The 24,298-nt window shown below is 29.5% G+C and carries 17 protein-coding genes and 1 riboswitch; of the genes, 5 read left to right on the forward strand and 12 right to left on the reverse strand.

The genetic code is table 11. The features are described 5' to 3' along the window. Positions 1-4 precede the first annotated feature (4 nt). Complete coding sequence (locus RSD37_RS07090; RefSeq protein ID WP_346946016.1) at positions 5-724, reverse strand: M15 family metallopeptidase; 720 nt, start codon at positions 722-724, stop codon at positions 5-7. Between the two features lie 907 nt (positions 725-1,631). Here RSD37_RS07090 and RSD37_RS07095 point away from each other — a divergent pair. After that, positions 1,632-2,939, forward strand: a complete 1,308-nt coding sequence (locus RSD37_RS07095) for an erythromycin esterase family protein (RefSeq protein ID WP_346946017.1) — start codon at positions 1,632-1,634, stop codon at positions 2,937-2,939. Between the two features lie 231 nt (positions 2,940-3,170). On the opposite strand, the gene RSD37_RS07100 is transcribed toward RSD37_RS07095, so the two are convergent. The 5 genes from RSD37_RS07100 to RSD37_RS07120 form a co-directional block, all read right to left on the reverse strand. Then, a complete protein-coding gene (locus RSD37_RS07100) occupies positions 3,171-4,205 on the reverse strand; it encodes a HAMP domain-containing sensor histidine kinase (protein ID WP_346946018.1) in 1,035 nt (344 codons plus the stop codon). Between the two features lies 1 nt (position 4,206). Further along, the gene (locus tag RSD37_RS07105; protein ID WP_346946019.1) at positions 4,207-4,881 is read right to left on the reverse strand and encodes a response regulator transcription factor; all 675 of its coding nucleotides are present in this window, start codon (positions 4,879-4,881) and stop codon (positions 4,207-4,209) included. A gap of 63 nt (positions 4,882-4,944) precedes the next feature. Beyond that, positions 4,945-7,470: an FtsX-like permease family protein gene (locus RSD37_RS07110; RefSeq protein WP_346946020.1), complete on the reverse strand. Its 2,526-nt coding sequence runs from the start codon at positions 7,468-7,470 to the stop codon at positions 4,945-4,947. Continuing rightward, on the reverse strand, positions 7,470-8,147 hold the full coding sequence (locus RSD37_RS07115) for an ABC transporter ATP-binding protein (protein ID WP_346946021.1): 678 nt from the start codon (positions 8,145-8,147) through the stop codon (positions 7,470-7,472). The genes RSD37_RS07110 and RSD37_RS07115 overlap by 1 nt, the downstream gene beginning before the upstream one ends. A 184-nt stretch (positions 8,148-8,331) precedes the next feature. Next, the gene (locus RSD37_RS07120; RefSeq protein ID WP_346946022.1) at positions 8,332-8,523 is read right to left on the reverse strand and encodes a hypothetical protein; all 192 of its coding nucleotides are present in this window, start codon (positions 8,521-8,523) and stop codon (positions 8,332-8,334) included. A gap of 351 nt (positions 8,524-8,874) precedes the next feature. Here RSD37_RS07120 and RSD37_RS07125 point away from each other — a divergent pair, with 351 nt between their 5' ends. Then, positions 8,875-9,483, forward strand: coding sequence for a DUF4230 domain-containing protein (locus tag RSD37_RS07125; RefSeq protein ID WP_346946023.1), 609 nt, complete (start codon positions 8,875-8,877; stop codon positions 9,481-9,483). 123 nt (positions 9,484-9,606) lie between these two features. On the opposite strand, the gene RSD37_RS07130 is transcribed toward RSD37_RS07125, so the two are convergent. Beyond that, the gene (locus RSD37_RS07130) at positions 9,607-10,890 is read right to left on the reverse strand and encodes an MFS transporter (RefSeq protein WP_346946024.1); all 1,284 of its coding nucleotides are present in this window, start codon (positions 10,888-10,890) and stop codon (positions 9,607-9,609) included. A gap of 530 nt (positions 10,891-11,420) precedes the next feature. Continuing rightward, positions 11,421-11,798, reverse strand: coding sequence for a CoA-binding protein (locus tag RSD37_RS07135; RefSeq protein WP_346946025.1), 378 nt, complete (start codon positions 11,796-11,798; stop codon positions 11,421-11,423). 330 nt (positions 11,799-12,128) lie between these two features. Between RSD37_RS07135 and RSD37_RS07140 the strand changes: the two genes are divergently transcribed. Beyond that, positions 12,129-14,117 (forward strand): fructose-1,6-bisphosphatase, encoded by a 1,989-nt coding sequence (locus RSD37_RS07140; protein WP_346946026.1) that lies wholly within the window; start codon positions 12,129-12,131, stop codon positions 14,115-14,117. A gap of 151 nt (positions 14,118-14,268) precedes the next feature. Here the strand turns inward: RSD37_RS07140 and RSD37_RS07145 are convergent, their stop codons facing one another. The 4 genes from RSD37_RS07145 to pepT form a co-directional block, all read right to left on the reverse strand. Beyond that, a complete protein-coding gene (locus tag RSD37_RS07145) occupies positions 14,269-18,375 on the reverse strand; it encodes a SpaA isopeptide-forming pilin-related protein (protein WP_346946027.1) in 4,107 nt (1,368 codons plus the stop codon). Positions 18,376-18,422: 47 nt separating this feature from the next. Beyond that, a riboswitch (cyclic di-GMP riboswitch) is annotated at positions 18,423-18,504 on the reverse strand. Positions 18,505-19,019: 515 nt separating this feature from the next. Continuing rightward, positions 19,020-20,465, reverse strand: coding sequence for a trypsin-like peptidase domain-containing protein (locus tag RSD37_RS07150; RefSeq protein ID WP_346946028.1), 1,446 nt, complete (start codon positions 20,463-20,465; stop codon positions 19,020-19,022). Between the two features lie 558 nt (positions 20,466-21,023). Continuing rightward, the gene (locus RSD37_RS07155) at positions 21,024-21,329 is read right to left on the reverse strand and encodes a hypothetical protein (protein ID WP_346946029.1); all 306 of its coding nucleotides are present in this window, start codon (positions 21,327-21,329) and stop codon (positions 21,024-21,026) included. Between the two features lie 93 nt (positions 21,330-21,422). After that, positions 21,423-22,640, reverse strand: coding sequence for a peptidase T (pepT, locus tag RSD37_RS07160; RefSeq protein ID WP_346946030.1), 1,218 nt, complete (start codon positions 22,638-22,640; stop codon positions 21,423-21,425). Between the two features lie 401 nt (positions 22,641-23,041). Between pepT and RSD37_RS07165 the strand changes: the two genes are divergently transcribed. Then, a complete protein-coding gene (locus RSD37_RS07165) occupies positions 23,042-23,530 on the forward strand; it encodes a thioredoxin family protein (protein WP_346946031.1) in 489 nt (162 codons plus the stop codon). Between the two features lie 20 nt (positions 23,531-23,550). Beyond that, positions 23,551-24,168, forward strand: coding sequence for a HutD family protein (locus RSD37_RS07170; protein WP_346946032.1), 618 nt, complete (start codon positions 23,551-23,553; stop codon positions 24,166-24,168). Positions 24,169-24,298: the final 130 nt, after the last annotated feature.

A 24,298-nucleotide genomic window follows, 5' to 3' on the forward strand; every position in this document is an offset into this window, starting at 1 on the left:
ATTTTTATAATTGCCGTTCTAAGTACTCCTCTAATGTAATTCCATTATCATAAATATACTTAGCAGCTTCCTTTCCTACATATCTAATATGCCAAGGTTCATATTCAACTCCTGTTATATTTTTCCTCCCATAAGGATATCTTACAATAAAACCAAATTTATAGCAATTCTCTGCAAGCCAATCTCCCTCTTCTGTTCCTTTTACCAAATAGCCATTTTTATTAGTAATGTCAATGCATAGCCCTGTTTGATGTTCACTTGATCCAGGTTTAGCCACATATGCATCTGCAAGCTTCCTGCCTTCTGATTTCACTCTACTAATATAAAGTTTTTCCTGCGATTTATATGATCTATAACCTGAGTTACCAAGTAATATTATACCGTCTTCTTTAGCCGTATTTATCAATTCTTCTAATGGCTTTACAATAACTCCTGCTACATGTTTTTCTTCATCATCTGATATATCTGAAAATGGTATATTGGGTATACATAACCCTTCTGGTATATAATTTTTATCTAAGCCATACTTTCCATTTACTAATAGTAATTTTTTCTCCCCATTACTACCAATTTGTTGTACTAACTTATCTTTGTCATTTAAACTAATATCAATTCCTTTAATATTTGTATTTTCTAATTCTAAGGCTGAATTTCCTGTCATATACCAAAATCCGCAAATTACTATTATACTAAGCCATAATATTTTTTTACATGCTTTTCTCATATCTTCCACTTCCTTCCTAACATCATAATTTCATTATAGAAGATAGACTTTACAATAATTATAAAAAAACCTTACGAAACCTTAAGTTTATAAAAGATAGAATGAAATACATAAATTTATTAAATTATTTTGTTATTTTACATATCCTTAATTCCTTATAATAAGTTTAATCACAACTTACTAGTATACACATTTGTGATTTAATACCATAATTAGAATAACTTTTAAATAATTACAAGTAAATAAAATAAGTGAAGGAGCACTATTGCTTCCTTCACTACGTCCGATTTTAGTAAAAACCTCATTTATTTGTGATACGGTTCTCTACAACATATTCTAAAACACTATATTTGCATTTGATAATCTCTTCTATTATCTTTTAAAACCTATATTTTCAGGCATAAATTTACCTTTAATAACATACTAAAGTTATAGCACTATTCCTAATAATCAAGTATAATAAATCTTATGAACTAGGTATTAGTTTCCATAAATGAAACAGGATAATTCCTGATAATGAGATAATAAAGCAATATATAGATACTTAATTTAACAGGTGAAGGAGATGTCTTATGGATAATACTAAAGAGTTATTTGATTTAATGAGTAAAGTATATGGAGAGCTTCAAGAAACTAAAAAAGAAATCATACATTATAATAAAATACACCTATAAGATTTCCCTGCTATGTATATTGGAATTTTTTGTAGCAATTTTACCCCCTTTGATAATTCAAGGGGGTTTTTGTTACCTTTATAACCTTACTACAGTCTGAATATAGACTATCCTCACAACTATATTTTCATATAATTTGACCCTACCACTTGGAAACTTTATACTTAAGTTAACAAAAACATACTTTACAATTAAAAATTGTAATTATTATAGTGAAAGGAATGAAAGTTATTATGAAAAGAATCAATTTAAGATTATTATCAATGCTTTTGATAATAAGTATATTATTAACTGGATGTAAAAATGGAGAGACTTCACTAAACTTCTCTGATAAAAGTTTAGAACAATCCCCTGAGAAAAGAAAAGTCATGGAAGAGTATTTGAAAGAAAACTATAGAGCTATAGATTTGAAAGATGAAAGTGAATTTGCAGATTTAGATATTATGGATTCAGATATAGAGGGTAAGGAAATATTTTTTACTGCAGAGAATCATGGAACTGAGGCTAATGAACAATTGAATATGAAGTTCTTAAAATATTTTAAAGAAAAGACAGATTTTAAATACTATTTATGTGAACTATCTTACAGTGATACTTATTTCATAAATAAGTATTTAAATACCGGTGATATGAAAATATTAGAGGAAATATATAAGCCGCTAAAAGGAACCTTTGCATGGAATAAAGATAGTTATAACCATTGGAAGAAGTTATATGAGTATAATAATACCTTACCTAAAGAGAGAAGAATTCAAGTTATAGGTGTTGATATAGAGCATCAACCTATTAATGCTTATAGATTTTTAGTAGATGTTTTACCAGAGAAGAAAGCACCAGCAGAAATAACATCAATGATAGATAAAATCAAAAATACATTCAATGATTTTGATAAACTTGGTGATAAAGCTCTATCTCAATGCTCAAAGGAATTGCAAAAGGATATAGAAGAGAAAGAGAATATATATAAAGAATATCTTGGCGAAAACTTTACTGGGTTTAAACTTGTAAATTTAAATGTATTAAATCAAGTAGAAGCATATAAAACCCAGGGAGATGATGCAGATTGGAATAATACTAGAGATAAGATGATATATGAAAACTTTCAAACCCTTCAAAAGGAATTGCCTAAGGGCAAATATTATGGACAATGGGGCCTTAACCATACCTTTCAAAGTAAAGAGAAAGATATTATGTGGTTTGCTGCATATTTGAATGGTGAATACTCAATATTTAAAGATAAGATTTTAACAGTAATATATAATTATGATGATTGTGATCAAATGGGTAAATCAGGAAACAATACTTATACCACTAATAAGCTTAGTATTATTTATCCCCAAGTGAAGGCAACTAATGATTTATTGGGAGGCAATTTGAACATTTATAAATTAACAGGAGAAAATTCACCATTCTCAGAAACACGAATGTATTATAGTCTTGATGGTAAAGAGTTAGACGAAAGTATGCTAGAGTTTTTTCAATATATTATTTGCATAAAAAACTCTAAAAGAACCGAGCCACTTAATGATGAGTATAATTAAAGAAAATCAGATTGTATATACCCAATATTAAATGTAAAATATAATCATTGATGCAATTTTTAAAAGCAGTTAGGAACTTTATTATGTTCCTAACTGCTTTTTATTAAGTATTACATACCAGCCATTTTTCTTTTCCCTAACACAAGATCCAAATTAACTATAATTTTTGAATTCATACTATACTTTTATTATTATAACACCATAGGTCCATGCCTTAAGCTTTGACATGTTTTATCTATCATCCCCCATGTCTCTTGGTAAAAATACAGAGAACATAGTATTTTCATCTGATGATTTAACTTTAATATATCCTCCTTGTCTTGAAATTATTTCTCTTGATAAATAAAGTCCAATACCAATGCCTTCTTCCTCTCCAACATTTTGACCTCTATAAAATCTACTAAAAATTTTAGGTGTTTCTTCTTCTAGAATGCCTATACCATTATCCTCAAGGTCTATTCTTACGAAGATTTCATAGCTTTGAACCGTTACATTAATCGTACCCCCACAGCCTGTATACTTAACAGCATTATCTAATATATTAAACAAAGCTTCTGTAGTCCAATTTTTATCATGTACGACCTCTATCCTATCTATCTCATGAAAATTTATATCTATTCTTTTGTCTTTAGCCTTTCTATGAATCTGCTTTATAGCCAATAAAACTGTATCTGTTAAGCTTTCCTTTGAAGGATTTAATTGAATAACTTCACTTTCTAATCTAGACATTTTAATCATACTTTCAACTAAAAAACTAAGTTTATTCAAAGAAATCATCATTATCTCACTAAATTCTTTTCTCTCTTCCTCACTAATAGAATCGTCCAACAGAAACTCTCCATACATTTTTAGATTTGTAAGAGGAGTTTTTAGCTGATGTGCTATATCAGAAATTAAAGCTTTTATTTCATTTTTATCTGCTTGGATTTTTTTATTTTGAGCCTTTGACATTTTAGTAATCTTTATAGTTTGGTTTTGAAGCTTTGAAAAAAGTGAATCCTCTATAGTTGAAAAAACTTCTGTTTCCTTCATATCCGCAATTGTGGCTAACATATCCGAAAGCTTAACCAGTATATCCTCCATATAATTATGAAATAACCTCTCATATAAATAGAATAATAATACTATTGTAATAGAAAAACTTAAAGAAATAATAGTTATTTTAATGTCCTTTGTAAGAAGCCACAGAACTATATTAAAGGAAATACACATTATGATAATTACCGTTAAAATTATATTCTTTATTTTATTAAAATTACTTTTCATTTTATTCTCCAAAGGCATATCCAATGCCAAAAATAGTAATTATATATCGAGGATTTTTAGGATCATCTTCAAGTTTTTTGCGTATTCTTCTTATATTTACACTTAAAGTATTTTCATCTACAAAATTATTATTTGCATCCCAAAGCTTTTCAAGAAGAATTTCTTTAGTCATAACTCTTCCCTTATTTTTAGCCAATAGCTCTAAAAGTTTATATTCAGTACTAGTTAATTTCACTTCATTCTCCTCTTTATATACCGTCATCCTATGAAAATCAATAGTTAAATCCTTATATTTAAAAATCTCTTTATTCATTTCTGTATTTCTTTTTAACATAGCGTTAATTTTATATTTTAAAACCTCTATAGAAAATGGTTTAGATAAATAATCATCACAGCCTGTCTCAAAGCCTTTTACCATATCCTCTTCAGTATCCCTAGATGTAAAAAACACAATTGGGAAATTGGCTTTTTTCCTAATTTCCTTGCACAAATCTAGGCCATTCCCATCAGGTAAATTTATATCTAGCAGTAAAAAGTCTATTTCATTATTTAAGATTAAATTTTTCCCTTCCTCTTTTGTATAAGCTGAAATTATATTATGCCCATCCTTCTTTAATGCAAAGGAAACACCTTTATTAAGATTTTTATCGTCTTCAATAATTAAAATTGTTGCCATTATATCCCTCCCCCCCTTATATTATAGCAAAAGCGACAGATTGGTTAAATCTGTCACTTTAAATTAATTTTCTATTTCTCTTATACGTTCTGTTACACTTTTCTTTGATGATACCTTAAACACTATAGCTGGAGTAGCTAGGCATACTATAAATATAAATATTGTTAAAGCTACTAGTTGTATTGTTGGAAATATAAACTCTGCGTAATCTGCAATCTGTTTTGATAGTTCTGCAATTCCAAATATAACTCCCATGCCTATTGTAAAAGTAAATAAAGTTGTTATGCCTGCATAATATAGACCTTCAAATGTAATCATTTTTTTAATTTGCTTTTTAGTCATGCCTATGCTTTCCATAACTGCAAGTTCCTTTAATCTTACATTGATTCCAGTAATCATAACATTAATAAAGTTTAATACTCCTATTAATATAAGTATAGCTGAAACTCCTCCTCCAAGTATTCTCATAACCATAGAGGTATCATTAAAATCTTTTATTTTATCACTTTTTGCTTCAAACCAAAGTCCACTGTCATTTGCCATAGCACTTAATTCCTTCTTGATTTTACTTTCATACCTTTCATCAACATTTACATGCAATAAGTAATTAGTTGCATCTAGGTTTTTCATCATTGAGTTGCTGATATAAATATTAGGAACACCTACTACTCCTCCTGTTCCAAGAGGCAAAACATTATTTTCATCATAAAAGAACTTAGCCCTATAGCTTTGAGTAATTCCAGTGTCATTATCCTTGGAATTAAATATTTTCCCATCTAATTCTTTAAACTTCAACTTATCATCCTTTATTGAATTAAACATAGGCTCTATTAAAGCAATTTCTCCATTTTTAAAAGCATTTAAATCAATCTTGTCCTCTGTTTCCTTATTATACCGCTCTATAACATCATCATCTATTCCTAAAATCCATGAAGAATATACACTTGGATCCTCCTTTATAGTCTTTAAGAAAATATTTAAATCTTCATTAGATATTCCTCTGTTTTTAAAAGAATCTTCTATTACTGGTAAAAAGAAATTATTTGTCATATCTAATTCTGCAATATTTCCCTTAGTAAGAATAACCTGATTTACACCTTCCATATTAGTAATTTCATCAATTAAAGGCTGATTTAATTTTTCCTTTTCAAGATTAACATTTTGAAATTCAAAATCCTGCTTAACATATCTATTTATATAGTTCTCTACACTTACACTATCTAAAAAGGTATTTACACTTAAGAAAGTCATAATTCCCATAAATAATGAAAGGAAAACTACTACTGCACGTTTTTTATCACGAAAAACATTGTACCAAGCCATTTTATAAAGCTTTCCACCATTAGTTGAATTCCTATTTTCTTTTTTTTGCTTTATATTTGTACCAGAATATCTTAGAGCTTCTGTAGGTGAAATACGGCTTGCTACCTTTACAGGCTTTCTACAACTTAATATAACTGTGAAAAAAGAAAACAATGCTGCTCCTATAAATATTAAAGGATTAAAAGAAACCTCAGATGGCATTGCACTTGCATATGCTCCACTAGTAAAGATACTCATAGCTAAAGGGACAATTATAAATGATACAAGAAACCCCAAAATTAACCCTAAAGGAATTCCTATAATAGATAATCTTAAAGCTTGACCTTCAACTATTTTTTTAATTTGACTTGGAGAAGTCCCTAAGGTTTTAAGTAATCCATAAAAGTTAATATCCTTAATTACTCCAATGTACATAACATTATAAATTAGTAAATAACCACTAAGTACTATGAATAGAGATATTATTACTATTACAGCTATAGTTGAAAAGATTGCTGTTGAATATTCTTCATCTACATCATAGCTATATTTAAACTCCTGACCCTTATTTAATGGAATTTTTTCATCTAATATATTCGACGCATTGATCTTTTCTGTTCTTTTTAGCGTCATGAGTAAGGTACCGTCTTTTTCTAAAGATAGATCATTGCCTTCAATAAACTTCTTTGAAACCATTAAATACCCTGTATCTTGTACATACCCGTAATTAGTGAAATATCCACTCAATATAAATTCTGCTTCTTTTACTTCATCCTTTATCTTATAAGAAACCTTTATTTTCTCTCCTATTTCAGGCTTCTTTAATCCTAGAAACTCTAGTGCTTTTTTTGATGCCATAACATGATTTTCTTCTATTGGATATTTCCCCACAACATCACTTATGCATGGTGTTATCTGTTTTTCCCAATCTAACTCATCATGATACTCCATCTTTATTTTTGATTTATTTTTCTCTAGACTATCAAGTACAACCTTCCCTACATTCATTTGAGATCCTATACTATTAAAAATATCAAGTTCCCTTAGCTTTTTATATTGTTCATCATTAGGATTTTGTAGTGCTGTGGTTGCAGTTGTTCCCTGTAGACGCAAATTCATAGTCCTATAATTCTTAGCAAAGCTAATACCAATACTAAATACAGATGAAATCATAAAGGTTGTTAAGATTATAGCTATTATTGTAAATATATTTCTAATTTTATTAGTTTTTAAGGAACGGTTAGTTATTCTCCTTACAACTTCCTTATTATTATTTTCGAACCTCATTATTTATCACCTCTTACCGTAACACTACCATCTTCAATTCTGATAATTTTATCTGCAAGCTGTGCTATTTCCTCATTATGAGTAATCATAACCATGGTTTGATTAAACTTTGCACTAGTCATCTTTAAAAGCCCAATGACATCCATTCTTGTTTTACTATCCAGATTCCCCGTTGGCTCATCTGCCAAGATTATAGCTGGTTTTGTTGCTAGTGCTCTAGCTATTGCCACCCTCTGTTGTTGTCCACCTGATAAATTGTTAGGCATATTAGTTAGTTTTCCCTTAAGTCCTAAGGTATCAATTATTAAATCTATATACTTCTTATCAATCTTCATGCCATCTAATTCTATTGGAAGAACTATATTTTCATATACATTTAATATTGGTACCAAGTTATAATTTTGAAATATAAAACCTATATTTCTCCTTCTAAAAATAGTTAGCTCCTCATCCTTCATTTTGCCTAATTCTTTATTTGAAATAAACACCTCACCACTTGTAGGTTTGTCTAGTCCTCCAATCATATTTAACAAAGTTGATTTTCCACTACCAGAGGTACCTATTATTGCTATAAATTCACCCTCATCTATATCTATACTTACATTTTCTAATGCCTTAACTATATTAGGTTCTTCTCCATATATTTTAACTAATTTATCTGTTCTTAAGATGCTCATTTTAATATCACTCCTTAATTAATAATAACTTACCACATATTATATATTACTATGAACTTCTTACAATCTTCTGACAGGAAGAAAAAAAGATAGCAAAACCTTATTCTAAAGTTTTACTATCCTTCTAAAATTACTGCACCTCTATTTTTTTATATAGATACTCTTAATTCCTCTTTGAAATTAATTATTCTTCATACAATTTTTCATCTAAAATCTTGTTTAACTTATTTTGAACCATCCATAGTTTCTTCTGCTTTCTATTATAAGCAACTAGTCCAGCTCTACTGTTCTTATTTAACTCAATCTGTTTTATATATTCCTTGTCCGCAATTTTAAATGCATCTTTAATTACTAAAAGTTCATCCTTAGTAAACATCCTTATCTCCTCCATCTAACTAACAACTTAAATTATATCTTAAATTATAACATAATTCATTTAATTTCATATTAAAAACACTATTGTTTTTGTTCATGTAACATCGATACTAATGTAACTATCTCCCCTAAAACAATAGCCACAGTTAATATATAGAATGCTTTATCATGTAAATTTAAACTTAAAGCAATAATATTAGTTTCAAACTCGATACTCTCATATTTCCCACCCCTAATTTTATCTAAAATTCTCTATGCTAATATTATATTATATTTGAAATTTGAAAATAAATTCATAACTCCCCTCCCCTCTGCATAAACATTAAAAAGATAATTTTGCGGGGTGATTATTTTGAAGTGGCCTATACCTAAAAAGATATTTTCAGTCTTTAAAAAGATTAAGTTTATTATATTTTTAGTAGCTGTAGTTATTGTGTGTATTTTTATTAACTCCTTGACTACCAAAAATAACATAGAGAAAAGAAGCGATTTTGTATCTGAAAAGCTTGTATCAATTTCCGAACTTGCTACCTCTAGATATGACTATTCCAATGTAATTTCAGTTAAAGATAGCCTTAACTTTAAGGATTATGCCATTCCATTTACTGAAAAATCCTTTGTTGTTAAATACAATGGCTCCATTACTGCAGGGTTAGACCTTAGTACTGCCACCTTTTCTATAGATAAAGATATACTAACTATAACCACTCCACCTTGTACTATCCTAACTCATACTGTAAGTGAGGATGAAGTATTTATCTTTGATGAAAAAACCTCCATATTTAATCAATTATCTATGGATGATATGCTTAATGAGATTGTATCTGAAAAAGAAAAAACGGAATCAAAAGTTATAGATGAAGGATTCTTAGATCAAGTAACAGTAGATACTATGAAGATTTTGAATGACATCTTTTCCAACTGTGGATTTAAAGAAGTAAAAATTAAAGTTGACCCATAATTTAACCTCCAAGTAATAAATAACTTATCCATATACCAACTCATCTTACTATAAGCTTAAATAAACAAATCACAGTAATCAGAGATTTCTCTATGTACTGTGATTTTATTTTTTGTTGATTTTTTAAGATACATTCTTCTCTGCCCTATTAATTGATAATTTAGTAGTCACTCTTTTCTTTGTTAATACCCCAAGTATAATACTTATTCCTGCTAATATTATAAAAGTAACTTCTAAAGATATAAATTGTCCTATTACTCCTATTATTGGAAATACAACTATCATAAATATGCTAAAAAACATGCTCTGAACTGAGATTAATGTAGCTCTTTGAGCTGATGGAATTAGCTTATTTATATAATTAGAGCTAATTGGATATAAAATATTTATAGAAACAGAAAACATGATAAACCCTAAAATAGAAATTATCCCTGCGCTTCCTCCAATTATCAGAAGAAATATTCCTCCTAGTATTGGCACTATATATAAAATGTGAGACTTCATCTTTCTTTCCACTTTATAAGCTTGGGTTGCTGCTAATGCACATCCAATACTGGCTAATACATAGATTATTGCTATGAAACTTCTAGAGTATCCCATATTACTAAAATATTGCTGACTATAAAAGTGTGTAGTACTTCCTACCGTAAATATTCCTTCAAAGAACATCATCATTAATATAAGATTTTTATTCTCTTTCATAACCTTATGACATTCTTTAAAATGGTTCCTTATGGTTATCCTCTCTTTTTTATCCTCATGAATATCTGGTTCTTTAAAACCAAGAGAAACCCCAAAGGCACAAAGACTTATGATTACAGCTAGTACATAACTATATCCAAAAGAGTAATCTGATAATATTCCTCCAACTAATACCGCAATTCCTTGAGCTACCTCTATTATGAAATTTAATTTCCCATTAATCTTTAAGTATTCTTCTTCCTTACCAATAATCTTTAAACTATCGTAGACTAAAGCTTCCTCTGAACCTGAGTTTAAATTGTATGATAAAGGTGATATGACAAAAGCTATGGCAAATCCTATAAAAGAATTAGCTGTAAGCATTAATATAGCACCCATTGCAGACATCAACCGCCCTAGTACTATGGATTTCTTTCTACCCATGAGATCTGCTAAAGCTCCTGTTGGAATTTCACATAAAAGACTTGTTCCATGATGTATTGCCTCTAAAATCCCTATTTCAATTAGTGACATTCCTTTGTAGCCTAAATATAACATCCATATAGCAGAACCAATGTCTATAGATGATAAAAATTTATAAACATAATCTAGTTTTATATTTTTCTCCAAGCTCCCTGAAATCTCTATATTCCTACTTTTAAATCCCTCTTTTTTATTTAATGAGTTTTCACCCTTTACTTTAAATATATTTTTTATAATTTTCATTTTAACTCCTCCTACTTGCCCTTTATTTATAATGTGTTTTAGCTGAGTGTTGAAATTGGACTTCAATATCAACACTAGGTTAAAACATAGCCTTTATTTTAGATTTTTACCCTTGTTTTTAGGCAATATAAAAGACCTTATTATAGTGATAATTAATCATCATAATAAAGTCTTGGAGTTACTATTTTGCAATTAGAAGTTATAATTCCTGCAAAATCATCTTAAAAAAATACATAGTAACCCCTTTAGTGGAAACATTGCAGTTTTACACATAGAACTGCTGCTCATTGGGGTATAACCTTTTTTTACATTAAGATCTTTCACAGTTACTTCCTCCTAACATTTTTTCTTATATAATACAATTTTATCTATATTGTATAGTTTTATATTATCATATAATTTAATAATTTAAAAGCTAATTTCTAAAATTTTACTTATACTTGAGTAAATCTAAGTATTTATGAAACTCTACTTTCCATGTATTTAGTGAAGTAAGTTTCACTAGCCAAAGCATAGATTTAGCTTATAACTTAAAGTTTTTTAAGCTCTATATGCATACAATCTTCAAGTTCTATATTAAATCCCAGTTCCTTTGCTTTATCTATAACTTCGTCATTAAAAGAACCTGGCTGGAACCATAGATTTTTAATTCCTTTAGCTTTTATCTTTGGAAGAGCATTCAATGCAACTTTAGGACTAACAATTATGTTTACTCCATCTATAATTTCAGGTAATTCATCTATTGATTTATATATTTTTATTCCATCAATAAAATCATACTTTGGATTTATTCCATAAACAGTATATCCTTTATCCTCTAATAATCTGAAAATCTTATATCCAAATCTTGTTTCATCACTTGTTGCACCAAGCAGTGCCCATCTTTTTAAATTAAGCATTTCATTCATATATATCACTCCTACTCCTAGTATTCTTATAAACATTTTCTTTACTTCATTATAATACTATTCCCATATTCATACTATACATTTCTACTTCTTACCAATTTTTTTATTACTTCTATCTTACATTACTCTTATATTTATTGTATAATATGTTATTTGAATTCATAAATATAAATGAGTAACATATCTATATATATGATAACCTATTGGTTCTGATTTATACTATTAGAAAATTATATGTTTTTATTGTATAATATTAGTATGTATTAATTATAATATAGCATATTACATTTAATTATTTTAATTGTTATATTTGCTAAGAAGGAGATTGTCATGAGCAAACCCTGTGAAATAAATATTGATATGATAGAAAAAGATTTAAAATACCTAGAGTTACTTTCTCATAATTTCCCTACTGTATCAGATGCCTGTACGGAAATAATAAACTTAGAAGCTATCTTAAATCTTCCAAAGGGTACCGAACACTTTTTAACAGACTTACACGGTGAGTATGAGGCCTTTCAACATGTTCTTAAAAATGCCTCTGGTGTTATAAAAAGAAAGGTAAATGATATTTTTGGAAATACCCTTAGAGAGTCCGAGAAAAAAGCCTTATGTACTCTTATATATTACCCAGAGCAAGCTATAGATATCACACTCTCTAAAGAAACCGATCCAGATGATTGGTATAAAATTACACTTAATCAATTAATTCAAGTTTGTAGGAATGTTTCTTCTAAGTACACTCGTTCTAAAGTTAGAAAATCTTTACCTCCAGACTTTTCATACATTATAGAAGAACTTCTTCATGAATCTGAAGTTCGCCCAAATAAGCAAGATTACTTTAATGGGATTCTAGATACCATTATCTCAATCGGTAGAGCTAAAGATTTTATAATTGCTATTTGTAATGTTATTCAGAGACTAACCATAGATACCCTTCATATAGTTGGTGATATTTATGATAGAGGACCTGGTGCACATATAATTATGGATACCCTTTGTAATTATCATTCCTATGATATTCAATGGGGAAATCATGATATTCTTTGGATGGGTGCAGCGGCTGGAAACGAAAGTTGTATTTGCAATGTAATTAGAATTTGTACTAGATATGCAAACCTTGAAACCTTAGAGGATGGATATGGTATAAATATACTACCCCTAGCTCGTTTTGCTATGGATGTGTATTCCAATGATCCATGCGAGTCCTTTAAACCAAAGGTTAATGATAATTATTATAAAGAAAAAGATTTAGAATTAATGGCTCAAATGCATAAAGCAATTTCTATAATACAATTTAAGCTAGAGAGTGAAATAATAAAGAGACATCCTGAGTTTAAAATGAGTGATAGACAGCTTTTAGATAAAATAAACTATAAGACAGGAACTATTTCAATAAACGATAAGGAATATGCTCTTAACGATACTAACTTTCCAACTATAGATCCTAATAATCCTTATAACCTTACTGATGAAGAGAGCGAGCTAATTACTAAACTACGTTCATCTTTCTTAAATAGTGAAAAATTAGAAAAGCATATTAGATGTCTTTATTCTAAAGGCAGTCTATACTTAAGGAGTAACTCTAATCTACTATATCATGCTTCTATTCCACTAGAGGAAAATGGGGACTTTAAAAAAGTTAAAATCGGTAATCATTATTACTTAGGAAAAGAGTACTTAGATAAAGTAGATAGAATTGCTAGAGAAGCATATTTTTATATAAATAATACTAAAGACAAATCCTATGCTTTAGATTATATGTGGTTTTTATGGTGTGGACCTGATTCCCCATTATTCGGTAAGTATAAAATGGCAACCTTTGAAAGATACTTTATTAATGATAAAGAAACTCATAAGGAGGTTAAATGTCCATACTTCATCTTAAGAGATAATGAGGATGTCTGTAATAACATCTTAAAAGAATTTGGACTTTCTCCAGAAAAAGCTCACATTATTAATGGTCATGTGCCAGTAAAAATTATTAAGGGTGAAAATCCAATTAAAGCTAACGGTAAGCTACTAGTTATTGACGGTGGTTTTTCAAAGGCATATCAACCAGAAACAGGAATTGCAGGCTATACACTAATCTATAATTCCTATGGTCTTCAACTAGTTCAACATGAGCCCTTTGAATCCACTCATACAGCTATCGATGAAGGTAAGGATATTATTTCTACAACCTTCATACTTGAATATACTGCTAAAAGAATGAAGGTACGAGATACTGATATGGGTAAAGAACTTATAAAGCAGATACATCACCTTCAAAGACTTCTTACAGCATATAGAAAAGGTATTATAAAAGAAAGAAAATAATCTTAAATAAAAAACTAAATATTAAATGCCTATAATTTATTTTAGTTCAATGTTAGATATGTGCCAATGTAAAATTAAAAAATTAAGTCTAGTAGGACATCTATATCCTACTAGACTTAAAATATTTTTATAACTTATATTTTACATTTAGCTACTTTGATTTATTCTTTTTCAATAACAGGCTAATACCACCTATAATTGTTAACGCTCCGATTATAATTTTATAATTAAATACACCACCAGTCTTTGGTAGAACATCAACTATTTTATCAATAAGCTTTTCCTCTTTGTTCTTGACAGTAAATGTTTGACTTTCTACAGAGTTAACATTAACTTCTAGTTTTTCTTCACTTAGGATATACCCCTTAGGTGCCTCAGTTTCCTTAATGGTATAATTACCATAATCTACATCATTAAAGGTTACAACTCCATCCTTACCAGAAACTGCTGTAGTTACTTCTTTACCATCTTTATCATATAGGGTAAACTCTGCACCCTGAAGCAACTTTCCATTCATATCAGTTTTTATAATTACAATACTACCCTTAATTCTGTTATTTACTACCTCATAAGTGTATAACGTTCCATCTTTATCCACAAATACCTTTATGGTACCTTCTGAAGCTAAATATCCTTCAGGAACTTTTGTTTCTTTTATCATATATTCGCCATAAAGAAGATCCTTAAACAATGCAGTACCATCTTCTCCTGACACAGAAGTCTCAACTTCTTTACCATCTGCATAGTATAATGTAAACTCAGCACCCTTTAGAGGTTTCTTATCTTGATCTAACTTTTTAACCTGAACAGAAGCTCTGATTTTTGTGTTAGAAATACTTTCCGGATTCGCTTTTACAGTGCTATCATTCTCAGTTACATTAGCAGTTAATACTTCTTCTGAAAGAACGTATCCCTCTGGGGCTTTAGTTTCTTTTATAGTGTACTTACCATACTCTACATTTTCAAATTGTACCTTTCCATTTTCATCACTTACAGCTGTTGCTATAGGATTCTCAAACTTTGTATCAGTTTCTTTGTAAAGCTTAAATTCTGCTCCTTGCAATGGCTGTTTATCTTCATCTATTTTAGTAAACTCTATATTCCCTCTAATTTTTGTGTTAGAAATACTTTCTGGGTTTGCTTTTACCACTTTTCCATCTTCAGTAATAGCAGCTTTTAATATTTCATCTGAAAGATTATATCCTTCTGGGGCTTTCGTTTCTTTTATAACATACTCTCCATACTCTACGTTTTCAAATTGCACTTTCCCATTTTCATCACTTAATGCAGTGGCTAAAGGATTTGCATAGGCAATATCTGAAAGCTTATAAAGGGTAAACTTTGCTCCCTTAAGAGGGTTACTACTTTCCCCATTTTTAAAGAATTCAATTTCGCCTGTAATCTTTTCATTTTTATAATTATAGGTTATATTCTTTTCATCTTGGGTATTTTTAAGTTGAAATTTATATAATTCATTGCTTAGGATGTATCCTGTTGGAGCAAGTTTTTCTCTAACATAGTAGTCTATATTAAACTTTAATTTATTAAATATAGACTCTCCATTTGCTTCCGTTGGCTCTGAGGTTCTTATAACATTTTGATACTTATCAAGAAGTTCAAAGATGGCTCCTTCTAGCTTGATATTTTCATTATTTTTGTCTACTTTCATAACCTTAATGCTACCAGTTTCACCAACACCACCGCCACCAGCACCTTGGAATATAACATCAACCTTGCCAGAACTTGATGATTGTATTATCCCTGTACCTTTAAATGATATAGAGTTTGTAAATGGTGACTTTGTCTTATCTACCACATCCGTTCTAAATGTTAAAATATAAGCGTCATCTGTTAGAGCAGGCATTGTAAATATAAACTCCCTTGTTGCAGTATTATATTTTACACTGTTTCGGTCTAGAGTAACCTCATCTCCTTTTACAAGGCTTCCATCAGGATTTAAGGTCTGCTTGTACAGTTTTACAGAAGTAGTATCAAGATCAAGACCTTCTTGAAGTGTATCTGTTAAAACCGCATCCTTAATTAATATTTTGTTGGAATTAATGGTTACATTCCAATCAATATAAGAATTACCTTTAGTATAGTCAGCTTTTTTATCCATTAAAGTACTTTTTATCTTTGCTGTGCCTGCACTTTCTATACCACCAGGTACTAAATCAGTTGTTATCTTTGCAGTATTCTTTAATTCCTTTTCTCCGTTAGTATTAAATATAGAATCATCAGTAATTTTAGTTTTAAAAGTTATTTGTTGCCAAGAATTAATCTCACTAGGAAAATTATATCTTAAGGTTTTAGTAGTTGCATCATAAACATAGTTTGACGTGTCTGCAGGGTTTCCATTAAGATTAACAGAATTGAGAACAAATTCCTGTCCTTCCTCTATAACATCTGTAATATAAGCATTAGGAAGGGTCATTCCATTTCTATTAACTAAAACATTCCAAGTAATTTCTCTTGTGACATAGTTATAATCTTGGCTAGCCTTATAGATAACTTGACTCCGCACAAGTTGTGTACCCTGAGAGGTTGAAGGATTAATATTAGCCCCAGTTAATTTAGCAACATTATAATAGTATTCATCCCTATTTCCTGCATAAACATTAGGGTCTGTTACTTTCGTTTTAAATGTTATTATATAAGTTTCATTAATATCACCACTAAATGTATAAGTAAGTATTCCTGTTTTATTTTGATCATTTTCCACCTTAACATAGTCAAATGTTCCTCCAGGAATGGCTTTATCTATAGTAGCAGAGTCTGCTACATATTCTTGTCCTAATCTTATATCATCAGTAACCACTGGATTTTTTATAGGTATCTTATTACTATTTATAGTAACTTCCCAAGTAATCTCTCCTGTGGCCATATTGTACCCTACACCTTGCTTATTAATAACATTAGTAGGTACTTCAACACTCTTGTTGTCTGAAGCATTACCCGGAACCCCAGTACCTGTAATAGTTACTTTATTATTATAGGTTTTCCCATTGTTTGAATTAAATGCATCTTCATCAGTTATATCTGTTGAAAATTCGATTTTATGTGGCTCATTAATAGCTGTTGGGAAAGTATATGTGAACCCTTGTCCATTTAAAGAATAATCATCGTTAGTTGGATTTCCATCTATCTTAACACTACCTGGTGTAAAGGTTAATCCACTAGGTATATCATCTGTAACTACAGCATTGGGAATGCTCTGCGCATTATTATTTGTGTAAATGGTCCAATTAATTCGCTTCGTGGCTGCATCATATTTCCCATCTTTTCTAATAAAATCTGCAACAACCTCAACTGATGCCTCATTAGAATTTACACTAGTTCCATCATAATTAAAGGTTGCTTTATTATACTCATATACTGCAGCTCCTTCAGATTCAAAAGCCTTTGGATCTGTTACCTTAGTTTTAAATGTAATTATTTGATGAGCCTCTATTAAACTTGGAAAGTTATAAGTTATTCTTTTATTGCTAACATCATAGATATAATTTGTTGTATCTGCATTAGATCCATTTATTTCAACGGATCCTGGTATAAATTCTTGCCCCGCTGGAATGTTATCCACAATTTGAGCATTATTAACCTTAACTGCCTCTGGATTAATAGTTACTTTCCAAGTAATCTCATTTTTAGAAGGATTATAGCTCCCTTCCTTGTCAATTGAAGCCTTGGGGATTTCAGGCTGTTCAAAGTTTAAATTAATTATAACTGGGGAAGAGCTTCCTCCAACTTCAAATTTGATAGATATTGGATTACCCATCCCTATTTTGTCAGGATCAAATTGAGTATCAATATAAAAGAATCCTGAAACATTAGAGTTATTCTCAGCAAATTCAGTAAAAGTAATGTTAACATTCCCATCAGTTCCTATTTTGACATTTGCAATAGTATCACCATTATCAATAGTAACGGGGAAATTCAGTGTACTTACTATTTGTATTTCTTCAGGTATTTCCATAGTATAAATATCGCCTTTTTTTACCGTCCCCTGGTTTGGTATAGTAAATTCATAGGTTAGTTTAACTTCTGCATTCTTACTTATGGGGTTTGATGACTCATTTATTGGGTTCCCCTTACCATCCGTTAAAGCTACTCCAGTTATAAATGGAAAGTTACTTGTAATATCTACAGGTTCAGCTTGCACTGTAGGAATACTGTAAAAAAGTTGGAAAACTACAGTAAGCAAAGTCATAAAAACAGATAATTTCTTCTTTAGTTTAGATTTAAATTTCTTTTTTCTCATAACACTTCTCCTTAACAATTTTTTAGATAAAAAAAAACCGACCTTATGTTAAATAAGATCGGTTGCACTACTGACTAAAAATATACAAAGTGCCCAAATTAGTATATTCTTAAATGTCTCTCAATAAATTTTATAATAATTTTATATGCACATCTTATTATAAATAGACAAAGAAGTCAATAATTTTATTACATAAAATACACACTTATCTATAATTATCTATAATTGTAGATAATTACGACAAAAATAACTCCTTTATATATTTTACTTATTATTCACTCGCTAAGCAGTCTATTTCTTAGATTTCTACAAAACTACAGAAAATTTACTTCGTCATAAAATATAAATGAACATAAGAACTTACTCTCACGTAAATGATGAAATGCTCCTTATAGCAAAGAATTTTATTAACGACTGCATATAAGATGAATTTTGACGAATTTTTGACGTTTGGAAGCACTAAAGACTCTAACCTATGGAAAACACTAGGTTAGAGTCTTTAGATATCTATAATATTATAATTAGGGGATAATTATAGTATTAACACTTTTTTAAAATTTTATTATATAAATATATATTAAAATAATAAAATTTAAAACTGATTTACTTATTGAAAAGTTGCAATCTATTTATTTTGTAAACTGCTATTCTGCTATAAGATTAGCAGTCATTTTTTGGCCATTTCTTATGAATTCTATAGGAATTGTATCTCCATCCTTATAAGTTTCTTTAACCTTATTTAATTCCTCTACAGTTTCAACCTTTTTATCACCAATTTTAGTAATTACGTCACCAGTTTGCAATCCGCCCTTTTGTGCAATACTAAAATCTTCTACACTAGCAATGAATATACCTACAGGCAAATCATATTGTGATGATAAGTCCTTAGTTATATCTCTTACTGATATCCCAAGTCTTATCTTTTGTTTTACTAAAGTATCAAGCTTCTCAGTAGCATCGTTTATTGGAATTGCAAATCCAATTCCCTCTACTCCACTAGCATCTATCTTAGCAGTGTTAATACCTATAACTTGGCCTTGTGAATTTATTAATGGCCCACCACTGTTTCCTGGATTTATAGCTGTATCAGTTTGAATCAGATTCATTTTCTCTCCACCCTCAGTAAGTGCTACACCTCTATTAACAGCACTTATGATTCCTGTTGTAACGGAACCTAAATATTCTTTTCCTAAAGGGTTTCCTATCGCTATAACTTGCTCTCCCGATTGAATGCTATCTGAGTCTCCAAGGTCTGCCACACCTGGCATTTTAACATCTTCTGTTATCTTAACAACTGCAAGATCTGCGTCCTCTTGATAGTTTACAACCTTAGCATTTACTTCTTGACCATTATTAAATATAACCTTAACTTGACTAGCATTTTCAACAACATGATAGTTTGTAAGTACATATCCATCTTCTGAGAATATGAATCCTGAACCTATTCCTTGTTGTTCTCCCATATTAAATCCGAACACATTATTTGATACTGACGTAGTAGCTACTCCAACAACAGCCGGAGAAACCTTAGCTACAATATCAGGTATATTCATAGTAGCTATAGAATTAAGATTTGATTTGTTTTCACTAGTAGGCTTATTGGTTTGTGCATTAGAGTTAACAACTTTGTTATTGTATTTCATCATACCATAAGTAACTCCCGTACCAATTGAGCCTCCTACTATAGAACATATAAGTGCTACAGCTATATATGAACCTATTGAGGATTTATTTTTAGTTTTTTCCTTCTTTTCTCTCTTTTCTCTCTTTTTATTCTTCCTAGCTTCACTTTTACTGATTTTTTCACTGTCATAACTAACTTGTGAATCAGTTGAGTGCGTAGGATTAATAGGTGGTATTATATGACTATCTGTATGGAATTCTACATCTTGAATTACCGTATAATTTAACTCTTCCTTTTCTCCATTACCTTTACTATCACTATTTAAATTATCACTATTAATTGACCCATCATAACTTATGTTGCTATTAACTTCATTGTTATTATTTATATTATTTCTAAATTCATTTTTCTCATCATTTAATTTATTGTTTAGTTGGTTTTCATCTTTATTCATATCATTACTCATTTATATCTTCCCCCTCGTATTAAAAGTTTTTTCTCTTTGATTAATTTGCTTCTCTTAGGCATCTGAAAATAAATAATAGGCTAAGAGACTGACTTGTTTATTTTTTGAAGATGCCTTAACTCTATACTTATTATTATCAACACTAATGTGTCAATTGAGTGACTAACTTATGAAAAATTTCTTAATTACTCTATTTTTTATCAAGTGACCCTTAGCTTCATAGTGAGTTTAATCTCACACTGAAGGTTAGTTGAACTTATACCTAAATGCACGCGTCCAGGTCGTATCGACTCTCAGCTCTCACTTATAAAAGATGGAGTATTAGAGCCGGTAGACATCAGATAAAACTTTAAGGTTAAAAGACTACTAAAACCTTGTAGTTTCAGTAGTCTTCTACATTCAGATTATATTTAAAGTTTTTTATCTTTATATTTTTTACATTTTAAATTATGTATTTTTTACAATGAAATATGTATCTATTACTTATACTACTGTGAAAAACATAAAAACTTATTTAACTTAAACTTAGAGGAAGAATAAATTCTTCCTCTAAGGGCATTATCTTAACCTCTTACCTGCATTATATCCATACTCTTCACCATGATTACTCATATCCATATCTTCTATGATAGACTTAAACTCGATTTCATTTTCTTTATTTATATCTTCATTTAAATCATCAAACTCAATATCTTCGCCCATTTCCATGCTGTAATCTTGACGTTGTCTTGCCTTTGCAGCTTCAATCTCTGCTTCTCTAACATTTTCCCAAACAGTGTCTGCCATTGGAGTTATACTTCTAAAATCTCCAAAATAATTATGTGTATCTGGTGGATATGTTGGTCTTGATTTATCATTACTCATAATTTGCCTCCCACTTAATTTTTAGTTTCATATTACTAGTTTGTATTAAAAGTGGAGGTTTTATGTATAGGTGATGATAAATAGAATTATTTTTTATTTTTCAGCATAAAGAGTTATTATCTTAACTATAGTTTTTACTGCTTTTTCCATAGAATCTACAGGAATAAACTCAAATTTTCCATGAAAATTAAGTCCGCCAGTAAAAAGATTTGGTGTTGGAAGTCCCATAAATGATAATCTTGCTCCATCTGTACCACCTCTTATTGGTACTACTATTGGCTCAATATCAAGAGCTTTCATAGCCTGAACTGCTGTATCTACTACGTGAATTACAGGTTCTATTTTTTCTTTCATGTTGTAGTATTGATCTTTAAGCGCAAGTTCTACAGTTCCCTCTCCATATTTTTTATTTAATAATTCTACTATATCTTTAATTAAATTTTTCTTAACTTCAAAGGTATCTTTAAAGAAATCTCTTATTATATAAGACATAGTTGTTTTCTCTATAGTTCCTTCCATATTAGCAAGCATGAAAAACCCTTCATATTTTTCTGTATACTCAGGTCTTTGATTTACTGGCAATAAGCTATTTAACTCTATAGCTATTTGTTGTGAGTTTATCATTTTATTTTTAGCACTACCCGGATGAACATTTCTTCCATTTATAACAATGTGAGCTCCAGCTGCATTAAAGTTTTCGTATTCCATCTCTCCAAGTTCTCCGCCATCTACAGTATAAGCGAAGTCAGCAGTAAACTTTTCTACATTAAAATGATTTGCTCCTTCTCCTATTTCTTCATCAGGAGTAAATCCAACCTTTATTGTTCCGTGCTTTATATTAGGATTTGCAATTAAATACTCCATAGCAGTAACAATTTCTGAAATTCCAGCCTTGTCATCTGCTCCAAGAAGTGTAGTTCCATCAGTTGTAATAAGAGTCTTTCCTACATAGTCATTAAGTTCTGGAAAGTCTACTGGTGATAAAATAGTATTTTCGTTTAACTTAATATCTCCACCCTTATAATTTACCATTTGAGGCTTAACATCTTTCCCTGAGTAATCTGGTGCAGTATCCATATGAGCTATAAATCCTATAGTAGGAAGTTTTTTATCTGTGTTAGCTGGTAATGTTGCCATAACATAGCTATTTTCATCAATAGTAACATCACTCATTCCGATTTGCTTTAGCTCTTCAACTAATACCTCAGCTAAAATTCTTTGACTAGCTGTACTTGGAGTAAGCCCACTTGATGTGCTTGATTGTGTATCATATTTTACATACCCCAAAAATCTTTCAATAACCTTTGACATAATTATCGCCGCCTTTTTTTAATATTCTCATAAATTCATTATACTGTTTATTTTAGCCTCTGACTACTGTTCTAAATCTATGACTTTATTTTTTTATAGTTATTTTATTTTCATATGAAAATATTAAGGTCCTTATCTAAATAACATTTATCTATATATCTTAACTGTATAAATAATTTTAAATATATAAATATATAAATATAAAACTTTTACCATTTGAAATTGTATATATGTACTATTTAATTGAAATATTTGTTATAATGTCATTAGCAGATTATATTTGTAAAATTACTATTACAACAATATATTAGTACTATTATTTTTATATTTTTATTAATTCAATAAAAGTATAATTTAAATAGTATAACTTAAAATTACATTAAATTAATTGGAGGTATAATATGTTAGACTTTACTAAATCATTAACTTTTGAGGAATACTTAAAAAAACAACATGATAAATATGGGGATATTCAAGATAAAATCTATGAAGGCACGGAACTTTCTGATACTACAAAAGAAAAAATTAAAACTCTAGATAAAGTTATACATACAGCGATTTTTACTGAAGGATTTTGCCCTGATTGTATCGTAACTATTCCTTTCCTTCAAAGATTATGTGAAGAAAATAAAAACTTAAAAATTCACCTTTTCCCTAGAACTGGATTTGAAGATTTTTTAAATGAAGCTGTGGGGGGGTTAAGTATTCCTGCAGTAATAACATTTTCTGAAAATATGGACCCAAAAGGTGCATATGTAGAAATGCCAAAGGAATTATCTAAAAAAATGCCTTTAATCTCTAATGATGAGAGAAAAGTTCTTGTTGCAGAGTATAGAAGTGGAAAATACAACGATTTAATAGAGAAAGATCTTTTAGATATAATATTATAAAATGTTATTTAGGTGCTATTATGAGTTATAAAATAAAATTAATTAAAAAAGATAAAATAAAGACATCAACATGGAGTGGCGGCACTACTAATGAAATATATATCTATCCAGAATGCTCTAATTATAAGGATTTAAACTTTAACTGGAGAATAAGCTCTGCCACTGTAGATATAGACCATTCAACTTTTACCACATTACCAAATATACATCGCTTTATAACAACCTTAGAAGGTAATATGAGTCTTTCTCATGATAATGGTGATTTAATCCATTTAAAGCCTTTTCAGGTTCATGAATTTTCTGGAGAAGTAAATACTGAAAGCTTTGGAAAGGTTAAAGACTTTAACTTAATGCTAGGATCTAAATGTGAAGGTTCAATGAAAACAATATCATTAGCGGAATATTCTAAATTTAACCTATCTTCATATATATTATCCAGTAATTCTGAAATGTATAGTTCTCTAATCTTTTGTCCTGGTGAAGATTTAAATATTAAAGTTGATAATGACATTATCAACTTACTACAAGGCGATACCCTTCTAGTTCATGGCGATACACAAAGGGACATGCCAACTATTGAAATTTTATCAGAAAGAAAATGTAATATTATAAATGTACAGGTTAAGATTTTAAAATAACATTGCCTTATATTTATAAACATAAAAAGCACAAATAAAATAAACCTTAGGTAGAAGTATCTCTTTCACCTAAGGTTTATCTGTAAATTTAAAATTTTTATTTTTAATTTCTTTTATAAACTCACCATTA

Source organism: Clostridium sp. (assembly GCF_036646415.1).
Lineage (GTDB): Bacteria > Bacillota > Clostridia > Clostridiales > Clostridiaceae > Clostridium_J.

Bases quoted from the DNA above. Each gene is read 5' to 3' on its own strand.
- RSD37_RS07090 (WP_346946016.1), bottom strand. From the start codon at position 724: ATGAGAAAAGCATGTAAAAAAATATTATGGCTTAGTATAATAGTAATT.
- RSD37_RS07095 (WP_346946017.1), top strand. From the start codon at position 1,632: ATGAAAAGAATCAATTTAAGATTATTATCAATGCTTTTGATAATAAGT.
- RSD37_RS07100 (WP_346946018.1), bottom strand. From the start codon at position 4,205: ATGAAAAGTAATTTTAATAAAATAAAGAATATAATTTTAACGGTAATT.
- RSD37_RS07105 (WP_346946019.1), bottom strand. From the start codon at position 4,881: ATGGCAACAATTTTAATTATTGAAGACGATAAAAATCTTAATAAAGGT.
- RSD37_RS07110 (WP_346946020.1), bottom strand. From the start codon at position 7,470: ATGAGGTTCGAAAATAATAATAAGGAAGTTGTAAGGAGAATAACTAAC.
- RSD37_RS07115 (WP_346946021.1), bottom strand. From the start codon at position 8,147: ATGAGCATCTTAAGAACAGATAAATTAGTTAAAATATATGGAGAAGAA.
- RSD37_RS07120 (WP_346946022.1), bottom strand. From the start codon at position 8,523: ATGTTTACTAAGGATGAACTTTTAGTAATTAAAGATGCATTTAAAATT.
- RSD37_RS07130 (WP_346946024.1), bottom strand. From the start codon at position 10,890: ATGAAAATTATAAAAAATATATTTAAAGTAAAGGGTGAAAACTCATTA.
- RSD37_RS07135 (WP_346946025.1), bottom strand. From the start codon at position 11,798: ATGAATGAAATGCTTAATTTAAAAAGATGGGCACTGCTTGGTGCAACA.
- RSD37_RS07140 (WP_346946026.1), top strand. From the start codon at position 12,129: ATGAGCAAACCCTGTGAAATAAATATTGATATGATAGAAAAAGATTTA.
- RSD37_RS07145 (WP_346946027.1), bottom strand. From the start codon at position 18,375: ATGAGAAAAAAGAAATTTAAATCTAAACTAAAGAAGAAATTATCTGTT.
- RSD37_RS07150 (WP_346946028.1), bottom strand. From the start codon at position 20,465: ATGAGTAATGATATGAATAAAGATGAAAACCAACTAAACAATAAATTA.
- RSD37_RS07155 (WP_346946029.1), bottom strand. From the start codon at position 21,329: ATGAGTAATGATAAATCAAGACCAACATATCCACCAGATACACATAAT.
- pepT (WP_346946030.1), bottom strand. From the start codon at position 22,640: ATGTCAAAGGTTATTGAAAGATTTTTGGGGTATGTAAAATATGATACA.
- RSD37_RS07165 (WP_346946031.1), top strand. From the start codon at position 23,042: ATGTTAGACTTTACTAAATCATTAACTTTTGAGGAATACTTAAAAAAA.
- RSD37_RS07170 (WP_346946032.1), top strand. From the start codon at position 23,551: ATGAGTTATAAAATAAAATTAATTAAAAAAGATAAAATAAAGACATCA.